Annotated in this window: 33 protein-coding genes; 29 read left to right on the forward strand and 4 right to left on the reverse strand. The window is 64.3% G+C overall.

The window, feature by feature from the left end:
- The first annotated feature begins 1 nt into the window (after nucleotide 1).
- From rplD to ACNJYD_RS15755, 28 genes are all read left to right on the forward strand, one after another.
- The gene (gene rplD, locus ACNJYD_RS15620; protein ID WP_018647243.1) at nucleotides 2–622 is read left to right on the forward strand and encodes a 50S ribosomal protein L4; all 621 of its coding nucleotides are present in this window, start codon (nucleotides 2–4) and stop codon (nucleotides 620–622) included.
- The gene (locus tag ACNJYD_RS15625; protein ID WP_025036992.1) at nucleotides 619–921 is read left to right on the forward strand and encodes a 50S ribosomal protein L23; all 303 of its coding nucleotides are present in this window, start codon (nucleotides 619–621) and stop codon (nucleotides 919–921) included. The genes rplD and ACNJYD_RS15625 overlap by 4 nt, the downstream gene beginning before the upstream one ends.
- A gap of 12 nt (nucleotides 922–933) precedes the next feature.
- Nucleotides 934–1,767, forward strand: a complete 834-nt coding sequence (gene rplB / locus ACNJYD_RS15630) for a 50S ribosomal protein L2 (RefSeq protein ID WP_172783201.1) — start codon at nucleotides 934–936, stop codon at nucleotides 1,765–1,767.
- A gap of 12 nt (nucleotides 1,768–1,779) precedes the next feature.
- Nucleotides 1,780–2,058: a 30S ribosomal protein S19 gene (gene rpsS, locus ACNJYD_RS15635; RefSeq protein ID WP_008136357.1), complete on the forward strand. Its 279-nt coding sequence runs from the start codon at nucleotides 1,780–1,782 to the stop codon at nucleotides 2,056–2,058.
- Nucleotides 2,059–2,068: 10 nt separating this feature from the next.
- Complete coding sequence (gene rplV, locus ACNJYD_RS15640; protein WP_024342451.1) at nucleotides 2,069–2,455, forward strand: 50S ribosomal protein L22; 387 nt, start codon at nucleotides 2,069–2,071, stop codon at nucleotides 2,453–2,455.
- Nucleotides 2,456–2,472: 17 nt separating this feature from the next.
- Nucleotides 2,473–3,198 carry a 30S ribosomal protein S3 gene (gene rpsC, locus ACNJYD_RS15645; protein ID WP_061876881.1) on the forward strand — a complete coding sequence of 242 codons (726 nt, stop codon included), beginning with the start codon at nucleotides 2,473–2,475 and terminating at the stop codon, nucleotides 3,196–3,198.
- A 30-nt stretch (nucleotides 3,199–3,228) separates the two neighbouring features.
- Nucleotides 3,229–3,642, forward strand: coding sequence for a 50S ribosomal protein L16 (gene rplP / locus ACNJYD_RS15650; protein ID WP_008136349.1), 414 nt, complete (start codon nucleotides 3,229–3,231; stop codon nucleotides 3,640–3,642).
- Nucleotides 3,643–3,647: 5 nt separating this feature from the next.
- Nucleotides 3,648–3,854 carry a 50S ribosomal protein L29 gene (gene rpmC / locus ACNJYD_RS15655; RefSeq protein ID WP_025036989.1) on the forward strand — a complete coding sequence of 69 codons (207 nt, stop codon included), beginning with the start codon at nucleotides 3,648–3,650 and terminating at the stop codon, nucleotides 3,852–3,854.
- Between the two features lie 13 nt (nucleotides 3,855–3,867).
- On the forward strand, nucleotides 3,868–4,116 hold the full coding sequence (gene rpsQ, locus ACNJYD_RS15660; RefSeq protein ID WP_024342452.1) for a 30S ribosomal protein S17: 249 nt from the start codon (nucleotides 3,868–3,870) through the stop codon (nucleotides 4,114–4,116).
- Nucleotides 4,117–4,200: 84 nt separating this feature from the next.
- Nucleotides 4,201–4,569 (forward strand): 50S ribosomal protein L14, encoded by a 369-nt coding sequence (gene rplN, locus ACNJYD_RS15665; protein ID WP_007603030.1) that lies wholly within the window; start codon nucleotides 4,201–4,203, stop codon nucleotides 4,567–4,569.
- Complete coding sequence (gene rplX, locus ACNJYD_RS15670; protein WP_011088142.1) at nucleotides 4,569–4,883, forward strand: 50S ribosomal protein L24; 315 nt, start codon at nucleotides 4,569–4,571, stop codon at nucleotides 4,881–4,883. Before rplN ends, rplX begins: the two co-directional genes overlap by 1 nt.
- The gene (rplE, locus tag ACNJYD_RS15675; protein WP_025036988.1) at nucleotides 4,876–5,433 is read left to right on the forward strand and encodes a 50S ribosomal protein L5; all 558 of its coding nucleotides are present in this window, start codon (nucleotides 4,876–4,878) and stop codon (nucleotides 5,431–5,433) included. Before rplX ends, rplE begins: the two co-directional genes overlap by 8 nt.
- Before the next feature lie 46 nt (nucleotides 5,434–5,479).
- Complete coding sequence (gene rpsN / locus ACNJYD_RS15680; protein ID WP_028137018.1) at nucleotides 5,480–5,785, forward strand: 30S ribosomal protein S14; 306 nt, start codon at nucleotides 5,480–5,482, stop codon at nucleotides 5,783–5,785.
- Nucleotides 5,786–5,799: 14 nt separating this feature from the next.
- Nucleotides 5,800–6,198, forward strand: a complete 399-nt coding sequence (rpsH, locus tag ACNJYD_RS15685; protein ID WP_018322269.1) for a 30S ribosomal protein S8 — start codon at nucleotides 5,800–5,802, stop codon at nucleotides 6,196–6,198.
- A gap of 16 nt (nucleotides 6,199–6,214) precedes the next feature.
- Nucleotides 6,215–6,748 carry a 50S ribosomal protein L6 gene (gene rplF / locus ACNJYD_RS15690; RefSeq protein ID WP_172783202.1) on the forward strand — a complete coding sequence of 178 codons (534 nt, stop codon included), beginning with the start codon at nucleotides 6,215–6,217 and terminating at the stop codon, nucleotides 6,746–6,748.
- An 11-nt stretch (nucleotides 6,749–6,759) separates the two neighbouring features.
- Nucleotides 6,760–7,122, forward strand: coding sequence for a 50S ribosomal protein L18 (gene rplR, locus ACNJYD_RS15695; protein ID WP_024342458.1), 363 nt, complete (start codon nucleotides 6,760–6,762; stop codon nucleotides 7,120–7,122).
- 47 nt (nucleotides 7,123–7,169) lie between these two features.
- Complete coding sequence (rpsE, locus tag ACNJYD_RS15700; RefSeq protein WP_014494507.1) at nucleotides 7,170–7,766, forward strand: 30S ribosomal protein S5; 597 nt, start codon at nucleotides 7,170–7,172, stop codon at nucleotides 7,764–7,766.
- A 25-nt stretch (nucleotides 7,767–7,791) separates the two neighbouring features.
- Nucleotides 7,792–7,986, forward strand: a complete 195-nt coding sequence (gene rpmD / locus ACNJYD_RS15705; protein ID WP_025036984.1) for a 50S ribosomal protein L30 — start codon at nucleotides 7,792–7,794, stop codon at nucleotides 7,984–7,986.
- 75 nt (nucleotides 7,987–8,061) lie between these two features.
- Nucleotides 8,062–8,547: a 50S ribosomal protein L15 gene (gene rplO / locus ACNJYD_RS15710; RefSeq protein ID WP_025036983.1), complete on the forward strand. Its 486-nt coding sequence runs from the start codon at nucleotides 8,062–8,064 to the stop codon at nucleotides 8,545–8,547.
- A gap of 148 nt (nucleotides 8,548–8,695) precedes the next feature.
- Nucleotides 8,696–10,027: a preprotein translocase subunit SecY gene (gene secY / locus ACNJYD_RS15715; RefSeq protein WP_172783203.1), complete on the forward strand. Its 1,332-nt coding sequence runs from the start codon at nucleotides 8,696–8,698 to the stop codon at nucleotides 10,025–10,027.
- Nucleotides 10,024–11,235: a preprotein translocase subunit SecY gene (locus ACNJYD_RS15720; protein WP_172783204.1), complete on the forward strand. Its 1,212-nt coding sequence runs from the start codon at nucleotides 10,024–10,026 to the stop codon at nucleotides 11,233–11,235. Before secY ends, ACNJYD_RS15720 begins: the two co-directional genes overlap by 4 nt.
- Entirely contained in the window at nucleotides 11,232–12,074 is an 843-nt protein-coding gene (locus tag ACNJYD_RS15725) for an adenylate kinase (RefSeq protein ID WP_172783205.1), read from the forward strand. The genes ACNJYD_RS15720 and ACNJYD_RS15725 overlap by 4 nt, the downstream gene beginning before the upstream one ends.
- 187 nt (nucleotides 12,075–12,261) lie before the next feature.
- The gene (rpsM, locus tag ACNJYD_RS15730; protein WP_008549231.1) at nucleotides 12,262–12,630 is read left to right on the forward strand and encodes a 30S ribosomal protein S13; all 369 of its coding nucleotides are present in this window, start codon (nucleotides 12,262–12,264) and stop codon (nucleotides 12,628–12,630) included.
- Nucleotides 12,631–12,752: 122 nt separating this feature from the next.
- Complete coding sequence (rpsK, locus tag ACNJYD_RS15735) at nucleotides 12,753–13,142, forward strand: 30S ribosomal protein S11 (RefSeq protein WP_007603045.1); 390 nt, start codon at nucleotides 12,753–12,755, stop codon at nucleotides 13,140–13,142.
- Between the two features lie 115 nt (nucleotides 13,143–13,257).
- Complete coding sequence (locus ACNJYD_RS15740; RefSeq protein ID WP_029674561.1) at nucleotides 13,258–14,289, forward strand: DNA-directed RNA polymerase subunit alpha; 1,032 nt, start codon at nucleotides 13,258–13,260, stop codon at nucleotides 14,287–14,289.
- Between the two features lie 121 nt (nucleotides 14,290–14,410).
- Nucleotides 14,411–14,827, forward strand: a complete 417-nt coding sequence (rplQ, locus tag ACNJYD_RS15745) for a 50S ribosomal protein L17 (protein ID WP_025036979.1) — start codon at nucleotides 14,411–14,413, stop codon at nucleotides 14,825–14,827.
- Between the two features lie 195 nt (nucleotides 14,828–15,022).
- A complete protein-coding gene (locus ACNJYD_RS15750) occupies nucleotides 15,023–15,811 on the forward strand; it encodes an SDR family NAD(P)-dependent oxidoreductase (protein ID WP_439366850.1) in 789 nt (262 codons plus the stop codon).
- Between the two features lie 10 nt (nucleotides 15,812–15,821).
- Nucleotides 15,822–16,118, forward strand: coding sequence for a DUF1330 domain-containing protein (locus ACNJYD_RS15755; RefSeq protein ID WP_212254952.1), 297 nt, complete (start codon nucleotides 15,822–15,824; stop codon nucleotides 16,116–16,118).
- A gap of 8 nt (nucleotides 16,119–16,126) precedes the next feature.
- Here ACNJYD_RS15755 and ACNJYD_RS15760 read toward each other — a convergent pair whose 3' ends face one another.
- The 3 genes from ACNJYD_RS15760 to ACNJYD_RS15770 form a co-directional block, all read right to left on the reverse strand.
- Nucleotides 16,127–17,101, reverse strand: coding sequence for a Bug family tripartite tricarboxylate transporter substrate binding protein (locus tag ACNJYD_RS15760; protein WP_172783207.1), 975 nt, complete (start codon nucleotides 17,099–17,101; stop codon nucleotides 16,127–16,129).
- Nucleotides 17,102–17,126: 25 nt separating this feature from the next.
- The gene (locus ACNJYD_RS15765; protein ID WP_439366851.1) at nucleotides 17,127–18,620 is read right to left on the reverse strand and encodes an amidase; all 1,494 of its coding nucleotides are present in this window, start codon (nucleotides 18,618–18,620) and stop codon (nucleotides 17,127–17,129) included.
- Between the two features lie 96 nt (nucleotides 18,621–18,716).
- Nucleotides 18,717–19,730 (reverse strand): zinc-binding alcohol dehydrogenase family protein, encoded by a 1,014-nt coding sequence (locus tag ACNJYD_RS15770; RefSeq protein ID WP_212254954.1) that lies wholly within the window; start codon nucleotides 19,728–19,730, stop codon nucleotides 18,717–18,719.
- A 122-nt stretch (nucleotides 19,731–19,852) separates the two neighbouring features.
- On the opposite strand from ACNJYD_RS15770, the gene ACNJYD_RS15775 reads away from it, so the two are divergent.
- Nucleotides 19,853–20,227 carry a winged helix-turn-helix transcriptional regulator gene (locus tag ACNJYD_RS15775; protein ID WP_439366852.1) on the forward strand — a complete coding sequence of 125 codons (375 nt, stop codon included), beginning with the start codon at nucleotides 19,853–19,855 and terminating at the stop codon, nucleotides 20,225–20,227.
- 172 nt (nucleotides 20,228–20,399) lie between these two features.
- On the opposite strand, the gene ACNJYD_RS15780 is transcribed toward ACNJYD_RS15775, so the two are convergent.
- Nucleotides 20,400–22,013 (reverse strand): OprO/OprP family phosphate-selective porin, encoded by a 1,614-nt coding sequence (locus tag ACNJYD_RS15780; protein ID WP_439366853.1) that lies wholly within the window; start codon nucleotides 22,011–22,013, stop codon nucleotides 20,400–20,402.
- Nucleotides 22,014–22,032 lie beyond the last annotated feature (19 nt).

Consider the following 22,032-nt stretch of genomic DNA (forward strand, 5'->3'; position numbering starts at 1 on the left):
GATGGAATTGAAGGTCACCACCCTCGAAGGTAAGGAAGCCGGCTCCGTCCAGCTGTCCGACGCCATTTTCGGTCTCGAGCCGCGCGAGGACATCATCGCGCGCTGCGTGCAGTGGCAGCTCAACAAGCGCCAAGCCGGCACGCACAAGGCCAAGGGCCGCGCCGAGATCTGGCGCACCGGCAAGAAGATGTACAAGCAGAAGGGCACCGGCGGTGCTCGTCACGGCTCGGCTCGCGTGCCGCAGTTCCGCGGCGGCGGTCGTGCCTTCGGTCCGGTGGTGCGTTCGCACGCCACCGACTTGCCGAAGAAGGTCCGCGCGCTCGCACTGAAGCATGCGCTCTCGGCCAAGGCCAAGGACGGCGATCTCGTCGTGATCGAGAAGGCCGCGCTGGAAGCCGCCAAGACCAAGGCGCTGCTCGGCCACTTCTCGGGCCTCGGCCTCACCAACGCGCTGATCATCGACGGTGCCGAGCTCAACAACGGCTTCGCCGCTGCGGCCCGCAACATCCCGAACATGGACGTGCTGCCGATCCAGGGCATCAACGTCTATGACATCCTGCGCCGTCAGAAGCTCGTTCTGACCAAGGCCGCCATCGATGCGCTGGAGGCGCGCTTCAAATGAGCAAGAACATCGAGCCTCGCCACTACGACGTGATCCTGTCGCCGGTCGTGACCGAAAAGGCGACGATCGCTTCGGAGCACAACAAGGTGCTGTTCAAGGTGGCCGCCAAGGCGACCAAGCCGCAGATCAAGGAAGCGATCGAGAAGCTGTTCGACGTCAAGGTCAAGAGCGTCAACACGCTGGTCCGCAAGGGCAAGGTCAAGGCCTTCCGCGGCACCATCGGCTCGCAGTCGAACAGCAAACGCGCGATCGTGACCCTCGAAGAGGGTCACCGGATCGACGTCACCACCGGTCTGTAAGGTCGTACGACGATGGCACTGAAGACATTCAATCCCACGACGCCGGGCCAGCGCCAGCTGGTCATGGTCGATCGTTCGGCCCTGTACAAGGGCAAGCCGGTCAAGGCGCTCACCGAAGGCAAGAAGTCCTCGGGCGGTCGCAACAACACCGGTCGCATCACCGTGCGCTTCCGCGGCGGCGGTCACAAGCAGACGCTGCGCCTCGTCGACTTCAAGCGCGACAAGGTCGATGCGCCCGCGACGGTCGAGCGGCTGGAATACGATCCGAACCGCACTGCGTTCATCGCGCTGATCAAGTACCAGGACGGCGAGCAGGCCTATATCCTGGCGCCGCAGCGTCTGGCCGTGGGCGACACCATCGTGGCCGGGAACTATGTCGACGTGAAGCCGGGCAACGTCATGCCGCTCGGCAACATGCCGGTCGGCACGATCATCCACAACATCGAGGTCAAGATCGGGAAGGGTGGCCAGCTGGCCCGTTCCGCGGGGACGTACGCCCAGCTCGTCGGCCGCGATCAGGACTACGTCATCATCCGCCTGAATTCGGGCGAGCAGCGCCTGGTGCACGGCCGTTGCCGCGGCACGATCGGCGCGGTGTCGAACCCGGATCACATGAACACCTCGATCGGCAAGGCCGGCCGCAACCGTTGGCTGGGCCGCAAGCCGCATAACCGCGGTGTTTCGATGAACCCGATCGACCATCCGCACGGCGGTGGTGAAGGTCGTACCTCGGGCGGTCGTCACCCGGTCACTCCGTGGGGCAAGCCGACCAAGGGCAAGAAGACCCGCTCCAACAAGTCGACCAACAAATTCATTCTCCTAAGCCGCCACAAGCGGAAGAAGTAAGGAACGCCGGACATGGTTCGTTCAGTCTGGAAAGGCCCGTTCGTCGAGGGTTCTCTGCTCAAGAAGGCAGATGCCGCGCGCGCGTCCGGCCGTCACGACGTCATCAAGATCTGGAGCCGTCGCTCGACGATCCTGCCGCAATTCGTCGGTCTGACCTTCGGCGTCTACAACGGTCAGAAGCACGTGCCGGTGGCCGTGAACGAGGAAATGGTCGGTCACAAGTTCGGCGAGTTCTCGCCGACCCGGACCTTCCATGGCCACTCCGGCGACAAGAAAGCCAAGAAGGCTTGAGGATTAAACGATGAGCAAACCTAAGCGCGAACGGAGCCTCGCCGAGAACGAGGCCAAGGCGGTCGCCCGGATGCTGCGGGTGAGCCCGCAGAAGCTCAACCTGGTCGCCCAGCTCATTCGCGGCCGGAAGGCGTCTGCCGCGCTCGCCGACCTGCAGTTTTCGCGCAAGCGGATCGCGGTCGACGTGAAGAAGTGCCTGGAATCGGCGATCGCCAACGCCGAGAACAACCACGACCTCGACGTCGACGATCTCGTCGTGGCGCAGGCCTTCGTCGGCAACGGCCTCGTGATGAAGCGCTTCGCCGCCCGCGGCCGTGGCCGCTCGGGCCGTGTCTACAAACCGTTTTCGCAGCTGACGATCATCGTTCGTCAGGTCGAAGCTGAAGCCGCCGCTTAAGGGCGCAGGAGAACACGATGGGTCAAAAGATCAATCCGATCGGTCTGCGCCTCGGCATCAACCGGACCTGGGATTCCCGCTGGTTCGCCGGCAAGCAGGAATACGGCAAGCTGCTGCACGAGGACGTCAAGATCCGTGAGATCCTGCACAAGGAGCTCAAGCAGGCGGCCGTCGCCCGCATCGTGATCGAGCGTCCGCACAAGAAGTGCCGCGTCACCATCCATTCGGCCCGTCCGGGCGTGGTGATCGGCAAGAAGGGCGCCGACATCGACAAGTTGCGCAAGAAGGTCGCGGACATCACCTCGTCCGACGTCGTCATCAACATCGTCGAAATCCGCAAGCCGGAGCTCGATGCGACGCTGGTGGCCGAGTCGATCGCGCAGCAGCTCGAGCGCCGCGTGGCTTTCCGCCGTGCCATGAAGCGCGCCGTGCAGTCGGCGATGCGTCTCGGCGCGGAAGGCATCCGCATCAACTGCTCGGGTCGTCTGGGCGGTGCGGAAATCGCGCGCATGGAGTGGTACCGCGAAGGCCGCGTGCCGCTGCACACGTTGCGTGCCGACATCGACTACGGCGTTGCGACGGCGTTCACGACCTTCGGCACCTGCGGCGTCAAGGTCTGGATCTTCAAGGGCGAGATCCTCGAGCACGATCCGATGGCCCAGGACAAGAGAATGGCCGAAGGCGAGACCGGCGGCAGTGGCGATCGCGGTGGCCGTCAGCGCCGCGAGACGGCCGCTGCCTAAAGCCAGACAGGAATTTGAGGGCTTAAAGCCATGATGCAACCTAAGAAAACGAAGTTCCGGAAGGCGCATAAGGGCCGCATCCACGGCGTTGCGTCTTCGGGCGCGACGTTGGCGTTCGGCCAGTTCGGCCTGAAGGCGACCGAGCCTGAGCGCGTCACCGCGCGCCAGATCGAAGCCGCCCGCCGCGCGCTGACCCGCCACATGAAGCGCGCCGGCCGCGTCTGGATCCGCGTGTTCCCCGACGTTCCGGTGTCGAAGAAGCCGGCCGAAGTCCGCATGGGCTCCGGCAAGGGTTCGCCGGAATTGTGGGTCGCGCGCGTCAAGCCGGGCCGGGTGCTGTTCGAGATCGACGGCGTCAACACCCAGACGGCGCGTGAGGCGCTGACCCTGGCGGCCGCCAAGCTGCCGATCAAGACGCGCTTCGTCGAGCGCATTGCGGAGTAATGGCCATGGCCCAGATGAAGATCGAAGACATCCGCGCGATGAGCCCCGACCAGCAGGATGAGGCCATCCTGAACCTGAAGAAGGAGCGCTTCAACCTGCGCTTCCAGCGCGCCACCGGCCAGCTCGAGAACACCTCGCGCCTGCGCGAGGCCCGCCGTGACATCGCCCGGATCAAGACCATCGCCGCGCAGACGCGCGCGAAGAAGAAGTAAGAGGCTTACGAAGATGCCGAAACGTACTTTGCAGGGCGTGGTCGTCAGCGACAAGCAAGCCAAGACCATCGTGGTGCGCGTCGACCGCCGCTTCACGCACCCGATCTACAAGAAGACGATCCGCCGTTCCAAGAATTACCACGCGCACGACGAGAGCAATCAGTTCAAGCCGGGCGACATGGTGTGGATCGAGGAAACCAAGCCGATTTCGAAGTTGAAGCGCTGGGTCGTGATCCGGGGCGAACACAAGAAAAGCGCCTGATCTGTTGGCTTTAGCCGACTGACTTCAGGGAAATGTTGAGCGCCGGCTGGGCTGGCGCAAAGAGAAAGAGGACGAGGTGCATCAATGATTCAGATGCAGACCAACCTCGACGTGGCCGACAATTCTGGCGCACGCCGTGTCATGTGTATCAAGGTGCTCGGGGGATCCAAGCGCCGCTACGCCACGATCGGCGACATCATCGTCGTGTCGATCAAGGAAGCCATTCCGCGTGGCAAGGTGAAGAAGGGCGACGTGATGAAGGCCGTCGTGGTGCGCGTCCGCAAGGACATCCGCCGCGCCGACGGCTCGGTCATCCGCTTCGACCGCAACGCCGCCGTGCTGATCAACAACCAGTCCGAGCCGGTCGGCACCCGTATCTTCGGGCCCGTGCCGCGCGAGCTGCGCGCCAAGAACCACATGAAGATCATCTCGCTCGCGCCGGAGGTGCTGTGATGGCTGCGAAGATCCGCAAGGGCGACAAGGTCGTCGTGCTGACCGGCCGCGACAAGGGCCGCACCGGCGAAGTGTTCGAGGTTCGCCCCGACGCCGGCACCGCGCTGGTGCGCGGCATCAACATGGTCAAGCGTCACCAGAAGCAGACGCAGGCCCAGGAGGGCGGCATCATCTCGAAAGAGGCGCCGATCCAACTGTCCAACATCGCGTATGTCGGCAAGGACGGAAAGCCGACCCGCGTCGGATTCAAGATTCTGGCGGACGGCAAGAAGGTCCGCATCGCCAAGAGCTCGGGAGCTGAGATCGATGGCTGAGGCCGCTTACACGCCGCGCCTGCGCGCGGAATATGACGCGAAGATCCGCACGGCTCTGACCGAGAAGTTCGGTTACGAGAACGTCATGCAGGTTCCGCGCCTGGACAAGGTCGTGCTGAACATGGGCGTTGGCGATTCCGTCAACGACCGCAAGAAGGCCGAGACCGCCGCTGCCGAATTGACCCAGATCGCCGGCCAGAAGGCGATCGTGACCTATTCGCGCATCGCGATCGCGACCTTCAAGCTGCGTGAGAACCAGCCGATCGGCTGCAAGGTCACGCTGCGCAAGGCCCGCATGTACGAGTTCATCGATCGCCTGGTGAACGTTGCGCTGCCGCGCGTGCGCGACTTCCGCGGCCTGAACCCGAAGAGCTTCGACGGCCGCGGCAACTACTCGCTCGGCATCAAGGAGCACATCATTTTCCCCGAGATCGACTTCGACAAGGTCACGGAAGCCCGCGGTATGGACATCACCGTCTGCACCACGGCCAAGACCGACGAAGAGGCGAGGGCCTTGTTGACCGCTTTCAATTTCCCGTTCCGGCAGTGAGACGCTGACTTAGAGCCTCTCAAACGCGGATACCCAGGAGCCAAGCATGGCAAAGAAGAGTTCAGTCGAGAAGAACAACCGGCGCAAGCGGATGGTGAAGAACGCCGCCGCCAAGCGCGAGCGGTTGAAGGCGATCATCGCCGACAAGACGCTGCCGATGGAGGAGCGGTTCGCCGCGACCCTGAAGCTGGCGGAAATGCCGCGCAACTCGTCGGCGACCCGCATCCGCCTGCGCTGCGAGCTGTCGGGCCGTCCGCGCTCGAACTATCGCAAGAACAAGCTGTCCCGTATCGCGCTGCGCGAACTTGGCTCCAAGGGCATGGTCCCGGGCCTCGTGAAGTCCAGCTGGTAAGGAGGGTCGTTTAGATGTCTACGCACGATCCAATCAGCGATCTGATCACCCGTATCCGCAACGCGCAGATGCGCTCCAAGACCAAGGTCTCCACGCCTGGTTCGAAGATGCGCGAGAACGTGCTCGAGGTCCTCAAGTCCGAGGGCTACATCCGCGGCTACGCCACGCTCGAGCACTCCTCGGGCCGCAGCGAGATCGAGATCGAGCTGAAGTATTTCGACGGCGAGCCCGTCATCCGCGAGATCGAACGTGTCTCCAAGCCCGGGCGCCGTGTTTACGCCTCGGTGAAGAACCTGCCGCGGGTGAATAACGGTCTCGGCATTTCGGTGTTGTCGACGCCGAAGGGGATCATGGCCGACCACAGCGCGCGCGACGCGAATGTGGGCGGTGAAGTCCTCTTCACGGTGTTCTGAGAAGGATTTTTCATCCATGTCACGAGTTGGCAAAAGGCCTGTGGCGGTTCCGTCGGGTGTGACCGCGACCGTCGATGGGCAGACCGTCAAGATGAAGGGGCCGAAGGGCCAGCTTCAGTTCGTCGTTCATGACGACGTCGAGGTGAAGCTCGAGAACGGCCAGGTCAAGGTCAAGCCGCGCGCTGAGACCAACCGCGCGCGGGCGCTGTACGGCACCGCTCGCGCCCAGGTCGCGAATCTGGTCGAAGGCGTCACCAAGGGCTTCGAGAAGAAGCTCGAGATCACCGGCGTCGGCTATCGCGCCGCGATGCAGGGCAAGAATCTGCAGCTCGCGCTCGGTTACAGCCATGACGTGATCTATCCGATCCCCGAGGGGATCACGATCACCGTGCCGAAGCCGACCGAGATCACGGTGACGGGCAGCGACGTCCAGCGTGTCGGCCAGGTCGCCGCCGAGATCCGCTCCTATCGCCCGCCGGAGCCCTACAAGGGCAAAGGCGTGAAGTATGTTGGCGAATTCATCTTCCGCAAGGAAGGCAAGAAGAAGTAACGGAGCCGGTCATGTCCAAAGCCAAGGTTACGAATGCCCGGCGCAAGCGGAGTGTGCGGCTGAAGCTGCGCCGTTCCGCCGGCGGCCGTCCGCGCCTGTCGGTGTTCCGCTCGTCCAAGCACATCTACGCCCAGGTCATCGACGACCTGAAGGGCGAGACGCTGGCCTCTGCCTCGTCGCTCGAGAAGTCGATGCGCGACGGCGGCAAGACCGGCGCCGACATCGATGCGGCGAAGGCGGTCGGCAAGTTGCTGGCCGAGCGCGCCGCCGAGAAGGGCGTCAAGGAAGTCGTGTTCGATCGCGGCAGCTATCTCTATCACGGGCGCGTCAAGGCTCTGGCCGACGCGGCGCGTGAGAGCGGGCTGAGCTTCTAACAGAATTTGAGGATTGAGGCGCGAGCCTCTGAAGGATTGGAAAAACCATGGCAGCTGAACGCGAACAACGTGGTGGACGCGATCAACGCGGCGGCGGACGTGAACGCAGGGAGCGCGAGGAGCGCGACAGCGAGTTCGTCGACAAGCTCGTCCACATCAACCGCGTGGCCAAGGTCGTCAAGGGCGGCAAGCGCTTCGGTTTCGCGGCGCTGGTCGTGATCGGCGACCAGAAGGGCCGCGCCGGCTTCGGTCACGGCAAGGCGCGCGAAGTGCCTGAGGCGATCCGCAAGGCGACCGAGTCCGCCAAGCGCAACCTGACGCGGGTGTCGCTGCGCGAGGGCCGCACGCTCCATCACGACATCGCCGGCCGTCATGGCGCGGGCCGTGTCTACCTGCGTGCAGCTCCGGCCGGTACCGGCATCATCGCCGGCGGCCCGATGCGCGCCGTGTTCGAGACGCTCGGCGTCCAGGACGTGGTGGCGAAGTCGATCGGCTCGTCGAACCCGTACAACATGGTGCGCGCGACCTTCGACGCGCTGAAGCACCAGGATTCGCCGCGTTCGGTCGCAGCCCGCCGCAACATCAAGGTGTCCACCCTCCAGTCCCGTCGTATCGGCGGCGATGCCGAGGCGGCCGCCGACTAACGGAAGCTTTTCGGAGTAGACTCCCATGGCCAAGGCCGCAAAGACGATCAAGGTCGAGCAGACCGGCAGCGCGATCCGCCGCCATCACTCGCAGCGTTCGACCCTGATCGGGCTCAAGCTCAACAAGATCGGCCGTACCAGCGAACTGCCGGATACCCCGGCGGTCCGCGGCATGATCGAGAAAGTTCACCATCTCGTCCGCATCATCGACGAGAAGTAAGCAAAGGCGAACGGTCCCGGAAAGCCGGAAGCGGTTTTCGGTGAAGATCGTGCGCAAGACACAAGGAGAAGGGCGATGAAGCTCAGCGATATCGCCGACAACGCCGGCTCGCGCAAGAAGCGTATGCGCGTCGGCCGCGGCATCGGTTCCGGCAAGGGCAAGCAGTCCGGCCGCGGCGGCAAGGGCCAGACCGCGCGTTCGGGCGTGCGCATCAAGGGTTTCGAAGGCGGCCAGATGCCGATGCATCGCCGTCTGCCCAAGCGCGGCTTCAACAACATCTTCCGCGTCGAGTTCGCCGAGATCAATCTCGACCGGCTCCAGGAAGCGGTCGATGCCAAGAAGATCGACGCCGGCAGCGTCGTCAACGTCGAGGCCCTGGTGAAGGGCGGCGTGCTGCGCCGCGCCAAGGCCGGCCTGCGGCTGCTCGGCCGTGGCGAACTCAAGTCCAAGCTCAACATCGAAGTGCACGGCGCCAGCAAGACCGCGATCGCGGCGGTCGAGAAGGCCGGCGGCTCGGTGAAGATCCTCGCCCAGCCCAAGGAAGAAGGCGAGGCGGCGTAACAACTGCGTCATTGGCCCGCGGCGCGCGGGCCTTTACGCATGCGGGACGTGGACTTATCGAAGCCGAGCCCCAGATAATGTCCGGCGTCCGCTAAACTAGCCCGGCCGCGGGCATGACGGCGCAACAGGCGGCGGGAGAAAGTCCAAGATGGTCTCTGCAGCGGAACAACTGGCAGCCAATCTCAATTTCGGCGCGTTTGCCAAGGCCGACGAACTGAAGAAGCGCATCTGGTTCACCCTGGGTGCGCTGCTCGTTTATCGGCTCGGGACCTACATCCCGCTGCCCGGCATCGATCCCAACGTCTGGGAGCAGGTGTTCCGCTCCCAGGCGGGCGGCATTCTCGGTATGTTCAACATGTTCGCCGGCGGCGGCATCCACCGCATGGCGATCTTCGCGCTGAACATCATGCCGTACATCTCGGCCTCGATCATCATCCAGCTCCTCACCACCGTCTCGCCGCAGCTCGAGGCCCTGAAGAAGGAAGGTGAGGCCGGCCGCAAGACGCTGAACCAGTACACGCGCTATCTGACCGTCATCCTGGCCGCGTTCCAGTCCTACGGCATCGCGGTGGGCCTCGAAGGCGCCGGCAACGTCGTCGCCGACCCCGGCTTGTTCTTCCGCCTGTCCACGGCGATCACGCTGACCGGCGGCACCATGTTCCTGATGTGGCTCGGCGAGCAGATCACCTCGCGCGGCATCGGCAACGGTATCTCGCTGATCATTCTCGCCGGCATCGTCGCCGAGCTGCCCGCGGCGCTCGCCGGCATGCTCGAGCTCGGCCGTCAGGGCGCGATGTCGACCGGCCTGATCCTGGTCGTCATCGTCATGGCCGTCGCCGTGATCGCCTTCATCGTGTTCATGGAGCGCGCCCAGCGCCGGCTCTTGATCCAGTATCCGAAGCGCCAGGTCGGCAACAAGATGTTCGAGGGCCAGTCCTCGCATCTGCCGCTCAAGCTCAACACCTCCGGCGTGATCCCGCCGATCTTCGCATCCTCGCTGCTGCTGCTGCCGACCACGGTTGCGAACTTCAACACGGGAAGCGGGCCGGAGTGGTTCCAGTGGATCACCACCCAGCTCGGCCATGGCCGCCCGCTGTTCCTGATCATGTATCTGGCGCTGATCGTGTTCTTCGCCTTCTTCTACACCGCGATCGTGTTCAACCCGACCGAGACCGCGGACAATCTGAAGAAGCACGGCGGCTTCATTCCGGGCATTCGCCCGGGCGAGCGCACCGCGGAATACATCGACTATGTGCTGTCGCGCATCACCGTGCTGGGCGCGATCTATCTCGCCATCGTCTGCTTGATCCCGGAAATCCTGATCTCCTACGCCTCGGTGCCGTTCTATTTCGGCGGCACCTCGCTCTTGATCGTCGTCAGCGTCACCATGGACACGGTGGCCCAGGTGCAAGGCTATCTGCTGGCGCACCAGTACGAAGGCCTGATCCGCAAGTCCAAGCTGCGAGGCCGCCGTAGATGAGCAGGGAGCTCGCGCGCCGAATCGCTTTCACGATCGGCGCACTGCTCCTTTTCAGGCTCGGCACGCAGGTCCCGATTCCGGGACTGGATCTCTCCGACGTCTCGCCGACGCTGGATCTCGTCTCCCGGCTTTCGATCTTTGCGCTCGGCCTCATTCCCTATCTGACTGCGGCAATCTTCATCCGGCTGCTCTCCGTGGTGTGGCGCGGCCTGAATTCGCTCGAACGGTCGGGCGAGGGCGGACGGCGGAAGATCGCGCGCGCCACGCTCGGGCTCACACTCGGGCTTGCGGCCTTTCAGGCCTACGGCATCGCCTCGGCACTGACGTCGATCCCGGGCCTCGTCAAAAATCCCGACGGCTGGTTCGTGACGACGGCTACGGCCTCGATGGTCGGCGGCGTCTTCGTGCTGGTGTGGCTCAGCGAACAGATGACCCGCTACGGCATTGGCAATGGCCTGGCGTTGATCTTGAGCGCGGGCTTCATCGTCGCCATTCCGCAAAACATTACCGGTATCGCGGATCTCATGCGGAGTGGGGCGATCTCGGGCAATCTTGTGCTCGGCCATGTCGTGTTCTGGATCGCGACCGTCGTCGTGATCGTGCTTGTCGAAGGCGCGCGGCGAAATATCCGGGTCCAGTTCGCCGCACACAGCGTCGGCACGCGGCAACTGCCTGTGCGCGATGCGATGCTGCCGATCAAGCTCAACAGCGCCGGGTTCCTGATTCCCGTCACCGTAGCGCCGTGGATATTCTATCTGCCGCTTGCCTTTGCAGGCTTCCTTCTGGGCAGCGATCATCCCCTCGTCGCCGCGGCCTACCGGCATCTCCAGCTCGGGCAGCCGGTGCACGTCATTCTCGTGTCGATCGCCGTGTTCGTGCTCGCCTTCGTCTATACCGCCTATGTCGTCGATCCCGAACACACGGCCAAATCCCTGGCGGATCGTGGCGGCACCATTCCCGGTGTCGCTCGGGGTGAAGCCACGGCCGACTATCTCGATCGCGTGGTGTCATTGACGACAGTCGTCGGAGCCGTCTACCTGACGGCGTTGCAGTTGATTCCGGAGGTGTTCGAGCTTTACGGGATCGGGCTGCCTTATAGTATGGTCGTCAACGGCGGTGGGGCGCTGGTTGTGGTTTGCACCGCTCTTGATATCAAAGCACAGGTGCGCGACGTATCGCTCACCAATCCGGGGGGCGTACGCCGATGAGAATTATACTTCTGGGACCGCCGGGGTCGGGCAAGGGGACTCAGGCCCAGCTCTTGGTGCAGCGCTATGGCATCGTCCAGCTCTCGACCGGCGAGATGCTGCGTGCCGCGGTTGCGGCCGGCACCCCGGTCGGGTTGAAGGCCAAGGAGATCATGGCCAGCGGCGGCCTCGTGCCCGATGACGTCGTGGTGGGAATCATTTCCGACCGCATCGACCAGCCGGACGCCAAGAACGGTTTCATCCTCGACGGTTTTCCGCGCACCGTGCCGCAGGCCGAGGCGCTGGACGAGCTGCTCAAGCGCAAGCATCTCAAGCTCGACGCCGTGATCGAGCTCCGGGTCAACGAGAGCGCGCTTCTGAGCCGCGTCGAGACCCGCGTCGCCCAGATGCGGGAGCGCGGCGAGGAGGTCCGGCTCGACGACACCCCGGAGGTCCTGACCAAGCGGCTGGCCAGCTACCGCAGCCAGACGGAACCGCTGATTCACTACTATTCCGAGCGTCGGAAGCTCTCGACCATCGACGGCATGATGGCCATCGACGAGGTCACCCGCGCCATCCACCGCCAGCTCCTGGCGCTGGGGGCGGTCGAGCCCAAGACACATGCCCGGAGCGCCGCCAAGGCGGCGCCGGCCAAGAAGGCCAAGGCGGGGAAGAAATCGCCCCAAAAGCCGGCGAAGGCTGCCAAGAAGGCCGCCAAATCGGCCAAAACCGCCAAAAAGGCCAAGAAAACCGCCAAGAAGACGGTCAAAAAGGCAGCCAAAAAGACCGCCAAGAAGGCCGTCAAAAAGGGTGCCAAAAAGGCTGCAAAAAAGGTCACGAAAAAGCGAGCCAAACGCTAGCAGCGGTTGACGAAAGCCCCTGGAATCCCCTAATAAGCCCCGCATCCAAGTCGGATAGTTTCAGACGATGCCGGGCCCCAGGAAGACCGGGGGTGGGCGTCGTGTTCGCGTTTGTGAACACCTGCCCGAGAACGCAAGCACTTAAAGCCCGATTCCTGACGAGGGGTCGGCAACAGGAGAGAAGGCCGTGGCCCGTATTGCCGGCGTGAACATTCCCACCAACAAGCGCGTGCTGATCGCGCTCCAGTACATCCATGGCATCGGTCAGAAGATCGCCGGTGAGATCCTGGAGAAGGTCAAGATCCCCGTGGATCGTCGCGTCAACCAGCTCAGCGACGCCGAAGTGCTCCAGATCCGCGAAGTCATCGACCGCGACTATCTCGTCGAGGGCGACCTGCGTCGTGAGGTCGGCATCAACATCAAGCGTCTGATGGACCTCGGCTGCTATCGCGGCCTGCGTCATCGTCGCGGTCTGCCGGTGCGCGGTCAGCGGACCCACACCAATGCGCGCACGCGCAAGGGCCCGGCCAAGGCCATCGCCGGCAAGAAGAAGTAAGTTTTCGAATCCAGTCACGGCGTGTGGCGATGCGGGGAGGCCCGTTCGCCACGCGCTTTTCGTTCCACAGGTGTAGCCGCTGGCATTACGGCGGCGTTTGAGATCTTCAGGAAAGGGACTCAATGGGCAAGGAAGCCACCCGCGTTCGTCGTCGTGAGCGCAAGAACATCGCCTCCGGCGTCGCGCATGTGAACTCGTCGTTCAACAACACGACCATCACCATCACCGACGCGCAGGGCAACACGATCGCCTGGTCTTCGGCCGGCACGATGGGCTTCAAGGGCTCGCGCAAGTCGACCCCGTACGCCGCGCAGGTTGCCGCCGAGGACGTGTCCAAGAAGGCGCAGGAGCACGGCATGCGCACGCTGGAAGTCGAGGTCGCCGGTCCCGGTTCGGGCCGCGAATCGGCGCTCCGCGCGCTCCAGGCCGCCGGCTTCACCGTCACCTCGATCCGCGACGTGACCACGATCCCGCACAACGGTTGCCGTCCGCGCAAGCGTCGTCGCGTTTGATTTTTGACGAGCTGCGGGCGCATCGGCGCCCGCAGTGACTTTGCAAGAAGCCGCGGGAATGATCTGCGGCCTTTCTCCAACGCCAGTATTTGCACCGTCAAATCGACTGGCCTGTATGGGTGAAACAGTGACGATCCAGAAAAATTGGCAAGAACTGATTAGGCCGAACAAGCTCCAGGTCACGCCTGGCAGCGATCCCTCGCGTTTTGCGACCATCGTCGCCGAGCCGCTCGAGCGTGGTTTCGGCCAGACCCTCGGCAATGCGCTGCGCCGCATCCTGCTCTCCTCGCTTCAGGGCGCGGCCGTGCAGTCGGTGCACATCGACGGCGTGCTGCACGAGTTCTCCTCGATCGCGGGCGTCCGTGAGGACGTCACCGACATCGTGCTGAACATCAAGGACATCTCGATCAAGATGCAGGGCGAAGGCCCCAAGCGCATGGTCGTGAAGAAGCAGGGTCCGGGCGTCGTCACCGCCGGCGACATCCAGACCGTCGGCGATGTGGTCGTGCTCAATCCCGATCTGCAGATCTGCACGCTCGACGAGGGCGCCGAGATCCGCATGGAGTTCACGGTCTCGACCGGCAAGGGCTACGTGCCCGCCGAGCGCAATCGTCCCGAGGACGCGCCGATCGGCCTGATCCCGGTCGACAGCCTGTACTCGCCGGTCCGCAAGGTCTCCTACAAGGTCGAGAACACCCGCGAGGGCCAGATCCTCGACTACGACAAGCTGACCATGACGATCGAGACCAACGGCGCGATCACGCCGGATGACTCGGTGGCTTACGCTGCCCGCATCCTGCAGGATCAGCTCAACGTGTTCGTCAACTTCGAAGAGCCGCGCAAGGAAGTCGCCCAGGAGATCATCCCGGACCTCGCCTTCAACCCGGCCTTCCTCAAGAAGGTGGACGAGCTCGAGCTGTCGGTGCGTTCGGCCAACTGCCTGAAGAACGACAACATCGTCTACATCGGCGACCTCGTGCAGAAGAGCGAGGCGGAAATGCTCCGCACCCCGAACTTCGGCCGCAAGTCGCTGAACGAGATCAAGGAAGTGCTGGCCCAGATGGGTCTGCACCTCGGCATGGAAGTGCCGGGCTGGCCGCCGGAGAACATCGACGAGCTCGCCAAGCGCTTCGAGGATCATTACTGATCGACTTCACCGTCGCGGCCGGAGACATCTGGCCGCGATTTTTATGGGCGAACGCAGGAAGCCCACCTGAGCAACTGGTCCGACGAACCGTCGCGGCAGTTCATACGTAAGGAATAGACACATGCGTCACGGCAAGGTTCATCGGAAGCTCAACCGCACGGCCGAGCACCGCAAGGCGATGTTCGCCAACATGGCGGCCGCGCTGATCAAGCACGAGCAGATCGTCACCACGCTGCCCAAGGCCAAGGAGCTCCGCCCGATCGTCGAGAAGCTCGTCACGCTCGGCAAGAAGGGCGGCCTGTCGCTGCGCCGTCAGGCCATCTCCGAGCTGCGCGACGTCGACATGGTCAAGAAGCTCTTCGACACGCTGGCGACCCGCTACAAGGACCGCCAGGGCGGCTATACCCGCATCATCAAGGCCGGCTTCCGCTACGGCGACAACGCCGCGATGGCCGTGATCGAGTTCGTCGATCGCGACGTCGATGCCAAGGGCCAGGATTCCGGCCCGGTGCAGGAAAAGGAAGCCGAGGCGGCGTAAGCCTGACCGGCATGACGTTTCAAAAGCGGCGCCTTCGGCGCCGCTTTTTCGTTGCGTAGGAACGGTAGGGTGGGCAAAGGCGCGCGCTCTTCGCGCGCCGTGCCCACCATTCACAATCCTCACGCGTCAGTGAGTCCTGATTGCAGCTGAGGGAGCCGCTTCCGATATCTCCATCCACATCCATGGAGATATTGCATGAACATCGACCTTTCCGGAAAGACCGCCCTCGTCACCGGCTCGACCGCCGGCATTGGCCACGCCATCGCCAAGGGCCTCGCCGCCTCGGGCGCCAGCGTCGTCATCAACGGCCGCAGCCAGGACAAGGTCGATGCGGCGGTGCGCAAGCTGGAAGGGACGGGCGCCAAGGTCCGCGGGATCGCGGCCGACGTCTCGACCGCGGCAGGCTGCAAAGCACTCGTTGCGGCGCTGCCCGAGGTCGACATCCTCATCAACAATGCCGGCATCTTCGAGCCCAAGGATTTCTTCGACATCCCGGACGAGGACTGGAGCCGTTTCTTCGAGGTCAACGTGATGAGCGGCGTGCGGCTGTCGCGGGCCTACATGAAGGGCATGCTCGCGCGCAATTGGGGCCGCATCGTCTTCATCTCCTCGGAGTCCGGGCTCAACATTCCCGTCGAGATGATCCACTATGGCATGACCAAGACGGCCCAGCTTTCCGTTGCGCGCGGCCTGGCGCAGCTCACCGCTGGCACCGGCGTCACCGTCAATTCCGTGCTGCCGGGCCCGACCATGTCGGAGGGCGTCGAGACGTTCGTCAAGGATCTCGCCAGGCAGAGCGGCCAGTCCGTGGACGAAGCCGCGGCCAACTTCGTCAGGCAGCATCGCCCGAGCTCGCTGCTGCAGCGCTTCGCCAGCGTCGACGAGATCGCCAACATGGTGGTCTATGTCGCCTCGAAGGAGGCGTCGGCGACCAACGGCGCTGCGCTGCGCGCCGAGGGCGGCATCGTCAACACGATCGCCTGAGGCGATGCGCATGACGGCCTATGTGATCTCCGAGGTCGAGGTGCGCGATCCCGCTGCATTCGAGGCCTATCGCGCCTTGGCTGCCGAGACGATCGCGCAGTACGGCGGGCGTTATCTCGTCCGCGGCGGCCAGGCCGAGCTGCTTGAGGGCGGTCCATCACCGAAGGCCATCGTCATCGTCGAGTTCCCGACGATGGCACGGCTGAAGGAGTGGTACGCCTCTTCCGAGTATGCCGAGGCCCTGAAGCTGCGCGCGAGCGCGCTTCAGCGCAGACTGCTGCTTGTCGAAGGCGTTTCGACACCGTAGGCGTCCGGCTACTCGTCCTTGATGCCGGCCTTCTGCGCGATGTCCTTCATCTCGGCCGTCTCTTTGGTCACCGCTCCGGCCCAGTCGTCAAAGCGTGCGAAGCCGGGCTCGAAGCCGACCTTGACGAAGCGCTCCACAACGGAAGGGCTGTTGATGATCTCCTCCAGCGTCGCCGTGAGCTTGTCGCGAACCGGCGGCGGCAGCCCCTTGGGCGCGACCACCGCGCCCCATGACGAGAAGTCGATGGCGGGATAGCCGAGCTCTGCCAATGTCGGTGTGTCGGGCAGGAATGGTGTGCGCTGGCCGGAGAATACGGCCATCACCTTGACGGTGCCGGCCTCGATCTGCGGCTTCACGGCGATCACGGTGTCGACATGGTACTGGATGTGCTTGCCGATGAGATCGTTCATCGCCGGCGCGCTGCCCTTGTAGGGCAGGTGGACCATCTTGATTCCGGCGTTCGACTTGAACAACTCGCCGGCGAAATGCGACACCGTCGCGACGCCGAAGGAGGCCAGCGACAGCTTGTCCGGATTGGCCTTTGCCTCCGCGACCAGCGCAGGCAGATCCTTGACCGGATTGTCCTTGTAGGTGACCAGCGCCAGGGTGATCTTGCCGACCCGGCCGAGCGGCTCGAAATCCTTGGCCGCATCGTAAGGAACGCTCTCCTTCACGGCGGCCGGCAAGGTGAAGCTCGAGTTCGAGCTGAAGAACAGGGTGTATCCGTCGGGCGCCGCGCGCGCCACCTCCTTGGCCGCGATCGTGGTGCCCCCGCCGGGACGGTTCATGATGATGACGGGCTTGCCGAGCCGGGCTTCGAGCTCGCCGCCGATGATGCGGGCCACCACGTCGGAGGCTCCGCCCGGCGGGAACGGGACGATCAATTGCAGTGATTTCTCGGGATACGATTGCGCGGTTGCGAGCGAGTTGACGCTGATCGAGCCGATCGCGGCGAGCGCTAGCGTCAGGAACGTTGTTTTCATCGTGTCGTTTTCCGCGGTTGACGTTTCAATCGAAGGCGAGAAATCCCGGCTTGTCCGCAATCGGCGGCTGCCTGGCAAGCCACGCAACGTCGGGAACGGGGCGGGCGGTATCCGGATTGGCGGCGAGCACCGCTTCGATTTCGCGCGCGACCGCGAGCGTGGCGAGATCGCCGCCGCGCGGGCCGATCACCTGGATGCCGAACGGCAGGCCGGCGTCGTCGCGTCCGGCCGGGATTGCGACTGTGGGATGGCCGACATTGGTGACGGCATAGGCGAGCGCAAGCCAGTGGAAATAGCTCTTGGTCGGCCGGCCGTCGATCTCGGCTGGATAGAGCTCCGACCACGGCCGTGGGCTGATGGTGACCGCAGGCGCGAGAATGAAATCGTGATCCGCGAAGAAGGTCTGCCAGCGCCGGTAAAGGTCGGTCTGCATCGAGAGCGCACGCGCCACGTCGGCGGCGGAATAGCCGAGCCCCTCCGCGACGTTGTCGCGAACGTTGGGCCCGATCTTGTCCGGAAACTTCTCCACGAGCTCGCGATGGCGGCCGAGGAATGCGACGGCGCGCAGGATGCTGAATACCTCGTCCGCGCCGGTGCAATCAGGATGAGCCCATTCGACTCCGCGAAATACAGTTTCGAACGAATTGAGCTTCTGTCTGAAGGCGCGGGCGACCACCCCCTCGGTCCGCGCAAAGCCGAAATCGCTGGTTGCAGCAATGCGGAGCGCGGAGAGATCGACGCGCGGCGGATTGCGATAGAGCGCCGCCGAGGGCGAACCGCCCGCATGAAGGATCGCCGATAACGGATCGCGGGCGTCACGATCCAGCATGCAGGACAGCATGAGGCAAGCGTCGGGCACGGTTCGCGCCATCGGCCCGAGCTGCGAGATCTGCAGCCAGGCCATGTTGCGGCTGTTGCTGGCGATCAGTCCGGGCGAGGGCCGGAAGCCGACCACGCCGCAAAAGGATGCCGGATTCCGCACGGAGCCACCGGTATCGGATCCGGTCGCGAGCGGCACCATCCCAGTGGCGAGCGCGACGGCCGATCCTCCCGACGAACCGGCGGCCGATCGATTGGGATCGAAGGGATTGCCGGTCGCGCCATACACGGCGTTGCGCGTGTTGCCGCCGGCGCCCCATTCCGGCACGTTGGTCTTGCCGATGACGATCGCGCCCTCGCGCTTGAGCATCGCGACGATGGCCTCGTCCTGCCTGGCGACATTGTCCGCGAACAGCACGCAGCCGAAGCTGGTCGGCAATCCTTCCGCATCGATCAGGTCTTTGACACCGAGCGGCAGCCCATGCACGGCGCCGAGGGTCTCACCGCGCATCACGGCGGCCTCGCGCTCGCGCGCCGTCTTGCGCGCGGTTTCGAACGAGCGCGCAACGACGGCGTTGACCGCCGGATCGACCGCTTCGATGCGGCGGATGCAGCTATCCGTCAGCTCGACGGGGGAGAGCTTGCGTTGGCCAATCAGCGCGCGTGCCGCGACCGCCGACAGGTCGCATGGTTCGGTCATCATCACTCTGCTTGTTGCTGGTCCCGGCGGGCGGGGGTCGGCCCTCTTTCCGGGACCGCAGACGCATGATGCCTCAATTGACGCGGAGTGCCAAGCCTACCACCCCTCCAGCACGATCTTGCCGCGCGACTTGCCGCTCTCCAGCAGCGCGTGCGCGCGCTTGAGGTTGGCGGCGTTGATCGTGCCGAAGGTCTGGTCCAGCGTGGTGCGCAACACGCCCTTGTCGATGAGGTCGGCCACGTCGTTGAGCAGATGATGCTGCGCGATCATGTCAGGCGTCTGGAACGAGGAGCGCGTGAACATGGATTCCCAGTGCACCGAGATCGCCTTGCCCTTGAATGCGGCAACCGTGAACTCAGGGGGATCGTCGATCAGGCCGAACTTGCCCTGCGGGGCCATGAATTCCGCGATCGCCTTGTAGTGCTGGTCGGTGTAGGTGAGGCTGGCCACCAGGGCGACCGGCGGCAGCTTCAACTTCTCGATCTGCTCCTTCATCGGCTTGCCATGATCGATCACCGCATGCGCGCCGAGATCGAGGCACCATTTTTGCGATTCCGGCCGCGTGGCGGTGGCGAGCACCGTCAGCCCGGTGAGGCGGCGCGCGAGCTGGATCAGGATCGAGCCGACGCCGCCGGCGCCGCCCGTGATCAACAGCGTGCGCGGATCGACGCTCTTGCCGGGCACCGCGCCGAGCCGGTCGAACAGCAATTCCCAGGCGGTGATGGAGGTGAGGGGAAGGGCGGCGGCCTGCGCGAACGACAGGCTCGTCGGCTTGTTGCCGACGATGCGCTCGTCGACCAGGTGGAATTCGGCATTGGTGCCCTGGCGCAGGATCGAGCCGGCGTAGAACACTTCGTCGCCCGGCTTGAACAGCGTGACCTCGGGCCCGACCGCATCGACCACGCCGGCCGCGTCATAGCCCAGGATCTTGGTCTCGCCCTCGGGGGGCGCGGCGCGCTTGCGCACCTTGTAGTCGACCGGGTTGGCCGAGATCGCTTTTACCGCGACGCGGATGTCGCGCCCTTTGGGGTCGGGCTTTGCGGTCTCGAAATCGAACAGTGAATCCGCGTCCTCGATCGGGAGCGATTTTTTGTAGCCGACGGCCTTCATGGCGTGTCTCCATCAGATGGTTTTATTCGCCTGCCGCCCTAACTGTCGCTCTGGCTCCGATTTGGCAAGTACTGTAAATTCGGGGATATAGTCCCTGTTTGGATACTATTGGGAAAACCCGCATGAAACGCCGCGATTTCGCCCGTCGTCCCGGCTGCTCGGTCGAGGCGACGCTGGACCTGATCGACGGCAAGTGGAAGGGCGTGATCCTCTACCACCTGCAGAGCGGCACCCAGCGCTTTGGCGAATTGCGCCGCCGGATGCCCGGCATCACCCAGCGCATGCTGACGAAGCAGCTGCGCGCGCTGGAGGAAGACAAGCTCGTCATCCGCAAGGTCTACGCCGAGGTGCCGCCGCGCGTGGAGTATTGCTTGTCCGAGCTGGGTGAGAGCCTGAGGCCCGTGATCGATATCCTGAAGGCCTGGGGCGAGAGCCATCAGGAGCGGCTGTCCTGCGCGCCGCCACCCGTGGTCGTGAAGAAGAAGCGCGCAGCGTGATGAAGATGAGGGATGGTGCCGTTACCTCTCCCCGACGGGGAGAGGTCGAATTACGCCTGGCGATGCGCAGCATCGTCCAGAGCAATTCGGGTGAGGGGGCGCGGCATCCTCGATAGAGCGTAACCCCTCACACCGCGCCTTCGCGACTTCTCCCTGCGGGAGAGGTGTAAAGTCAGAACGCGAACTGCGTGCGCATCGCGACCGCGTCGAACTTCGAGCCGACGTCTGCGGTCGATATCGGCGAGGCCTGCCGCGACACCGTGCCGTGCAGATAGTCGAGCATGAAGCGCACGTTGCCGTTGACGTACCAGTTGAGCGCGAGCGTATAGACCGTCTGCCGACCGCCTGCGACGCCGCTCGCCGTGGCGAGCTGATCGTTGAGGTCGATCGTCGAGAAGCGTCCGGCGATCTCCCACGCGCCCCAGCCGCCGCCGTCGAGCGAGAACGGATGCGCCGGCTTGACGCCGCTATAGGCCGCGTTCGCCGCATTGTAGGAGCGGCCTTCGCCGGTCAGCACATAGCCGGCCTGCGCATAGCCGCCCTGGAATTTCAGGCTCGGTGCGCCGACCAGCGGCACACCGGTGTTGGCGGTGCGATCGACATTGTACCAGAAATACTCGCCCTGGACGATGAACGGGCCGTAGGTCGCTGCCGCCTCGACGCTGTAGACCTGCGCGCCCGAGGCATTGGCGATGGCGCCGGTCGAGATTAGCGTGGTCGGGTCGAGACGCAATTCCGGACGATCGCTCAGCGTGACCGTCTGCGTGTTGGCGATGAGATTGCGCGGCGGCTGGATCAGCCATTGCGCATCGGCGCCGATATGCACCGAATAATCCTTGCCGCTGATGGGATTGCCGGCCACGCGTGCCACGGCGCCATATTGCTCGCTGGTGCCCCCCGGCGCCGCGCTCGAGGCGGAATGGATCGCGCCGGTCGAGGGCCCCGTGACATAGCCGCCGATCCAGAGCTGGTCGTTGAACCAGCGCGCACCGGCTGCGGAACGGAAGTCACCGGCGGCGATGTTGGTCGCGATCACGCCGGGCGAGGCGCGCTCCATGAACATGATGTCGTTCGAACTCGTCGCCTCGTCCATGGTGTAGGGCAAGTCCATGATGCCGGCCTCGATTGCCATCTTGCCGCCGAACGGCTTCAGGCCGGTGTAGCTGAGATACGCGTTCTCGACGCCGGAGACGCCGCCGCCCGGCAGCGATCCCGGAGCTGTGCCGCCGAATCCGTCGGACGAGCCGCCGAAATCGTAGACCAGCGCAAAATTCCAGTCGTTGAAGAACTTGCCGGTGACGCCGATGCGCGCGCGGCGGACATTCTGGCCGCTGTCGAGCTTCTGCGGCACGGTGGCTGCGGTGTTGGGGCGGTAGTCATAGCCGCCGACGTCCCAATGCACGCGGCTGGTGATGGCGACGCAGTTGGCCTGGTCGGCGGTGCAGATCGTCGGCCGGTTGTTTGGCATCGTCACGACGACGCCGGATGTCGGCGCCGGCCCCTTGACCGGGATTGCCGCGTTGGCGTTGGCCACCGCGGCCTTTGCCTCCCCGCGCGCCTCGGCCTTTGCCTCTGCCTTGGTTTCGGCTTTTGCCTTTGCCGCGGCCGCCGTGTTCGCCGCGGTCTGGCTCTGGAGCTTGTCGAGCTTCTGCTCGAGCATTTTCAGCTGCTGCTTCAACAGCGCGATCTCCTGCTCGCTGCTGCTTGCCGATTGGGCTTGGGCCTGCGATGCCGCCAGCGCGCCGGCGAGACCAATCGCGGTGGCCGCAATTCTTGTTCTGCTCACGTTACGCTCCATCATTTGA

Source organism: Bradyrhizobium sp. SPXBL-02 (assembly GCF_051853065.1).
Taxonomy (GTDB): Bacteria; Pseudomonadota; Alphaproteobacteria; order Rhizobiales; family Xanthobacteraceae; genus Bradyrhizobium.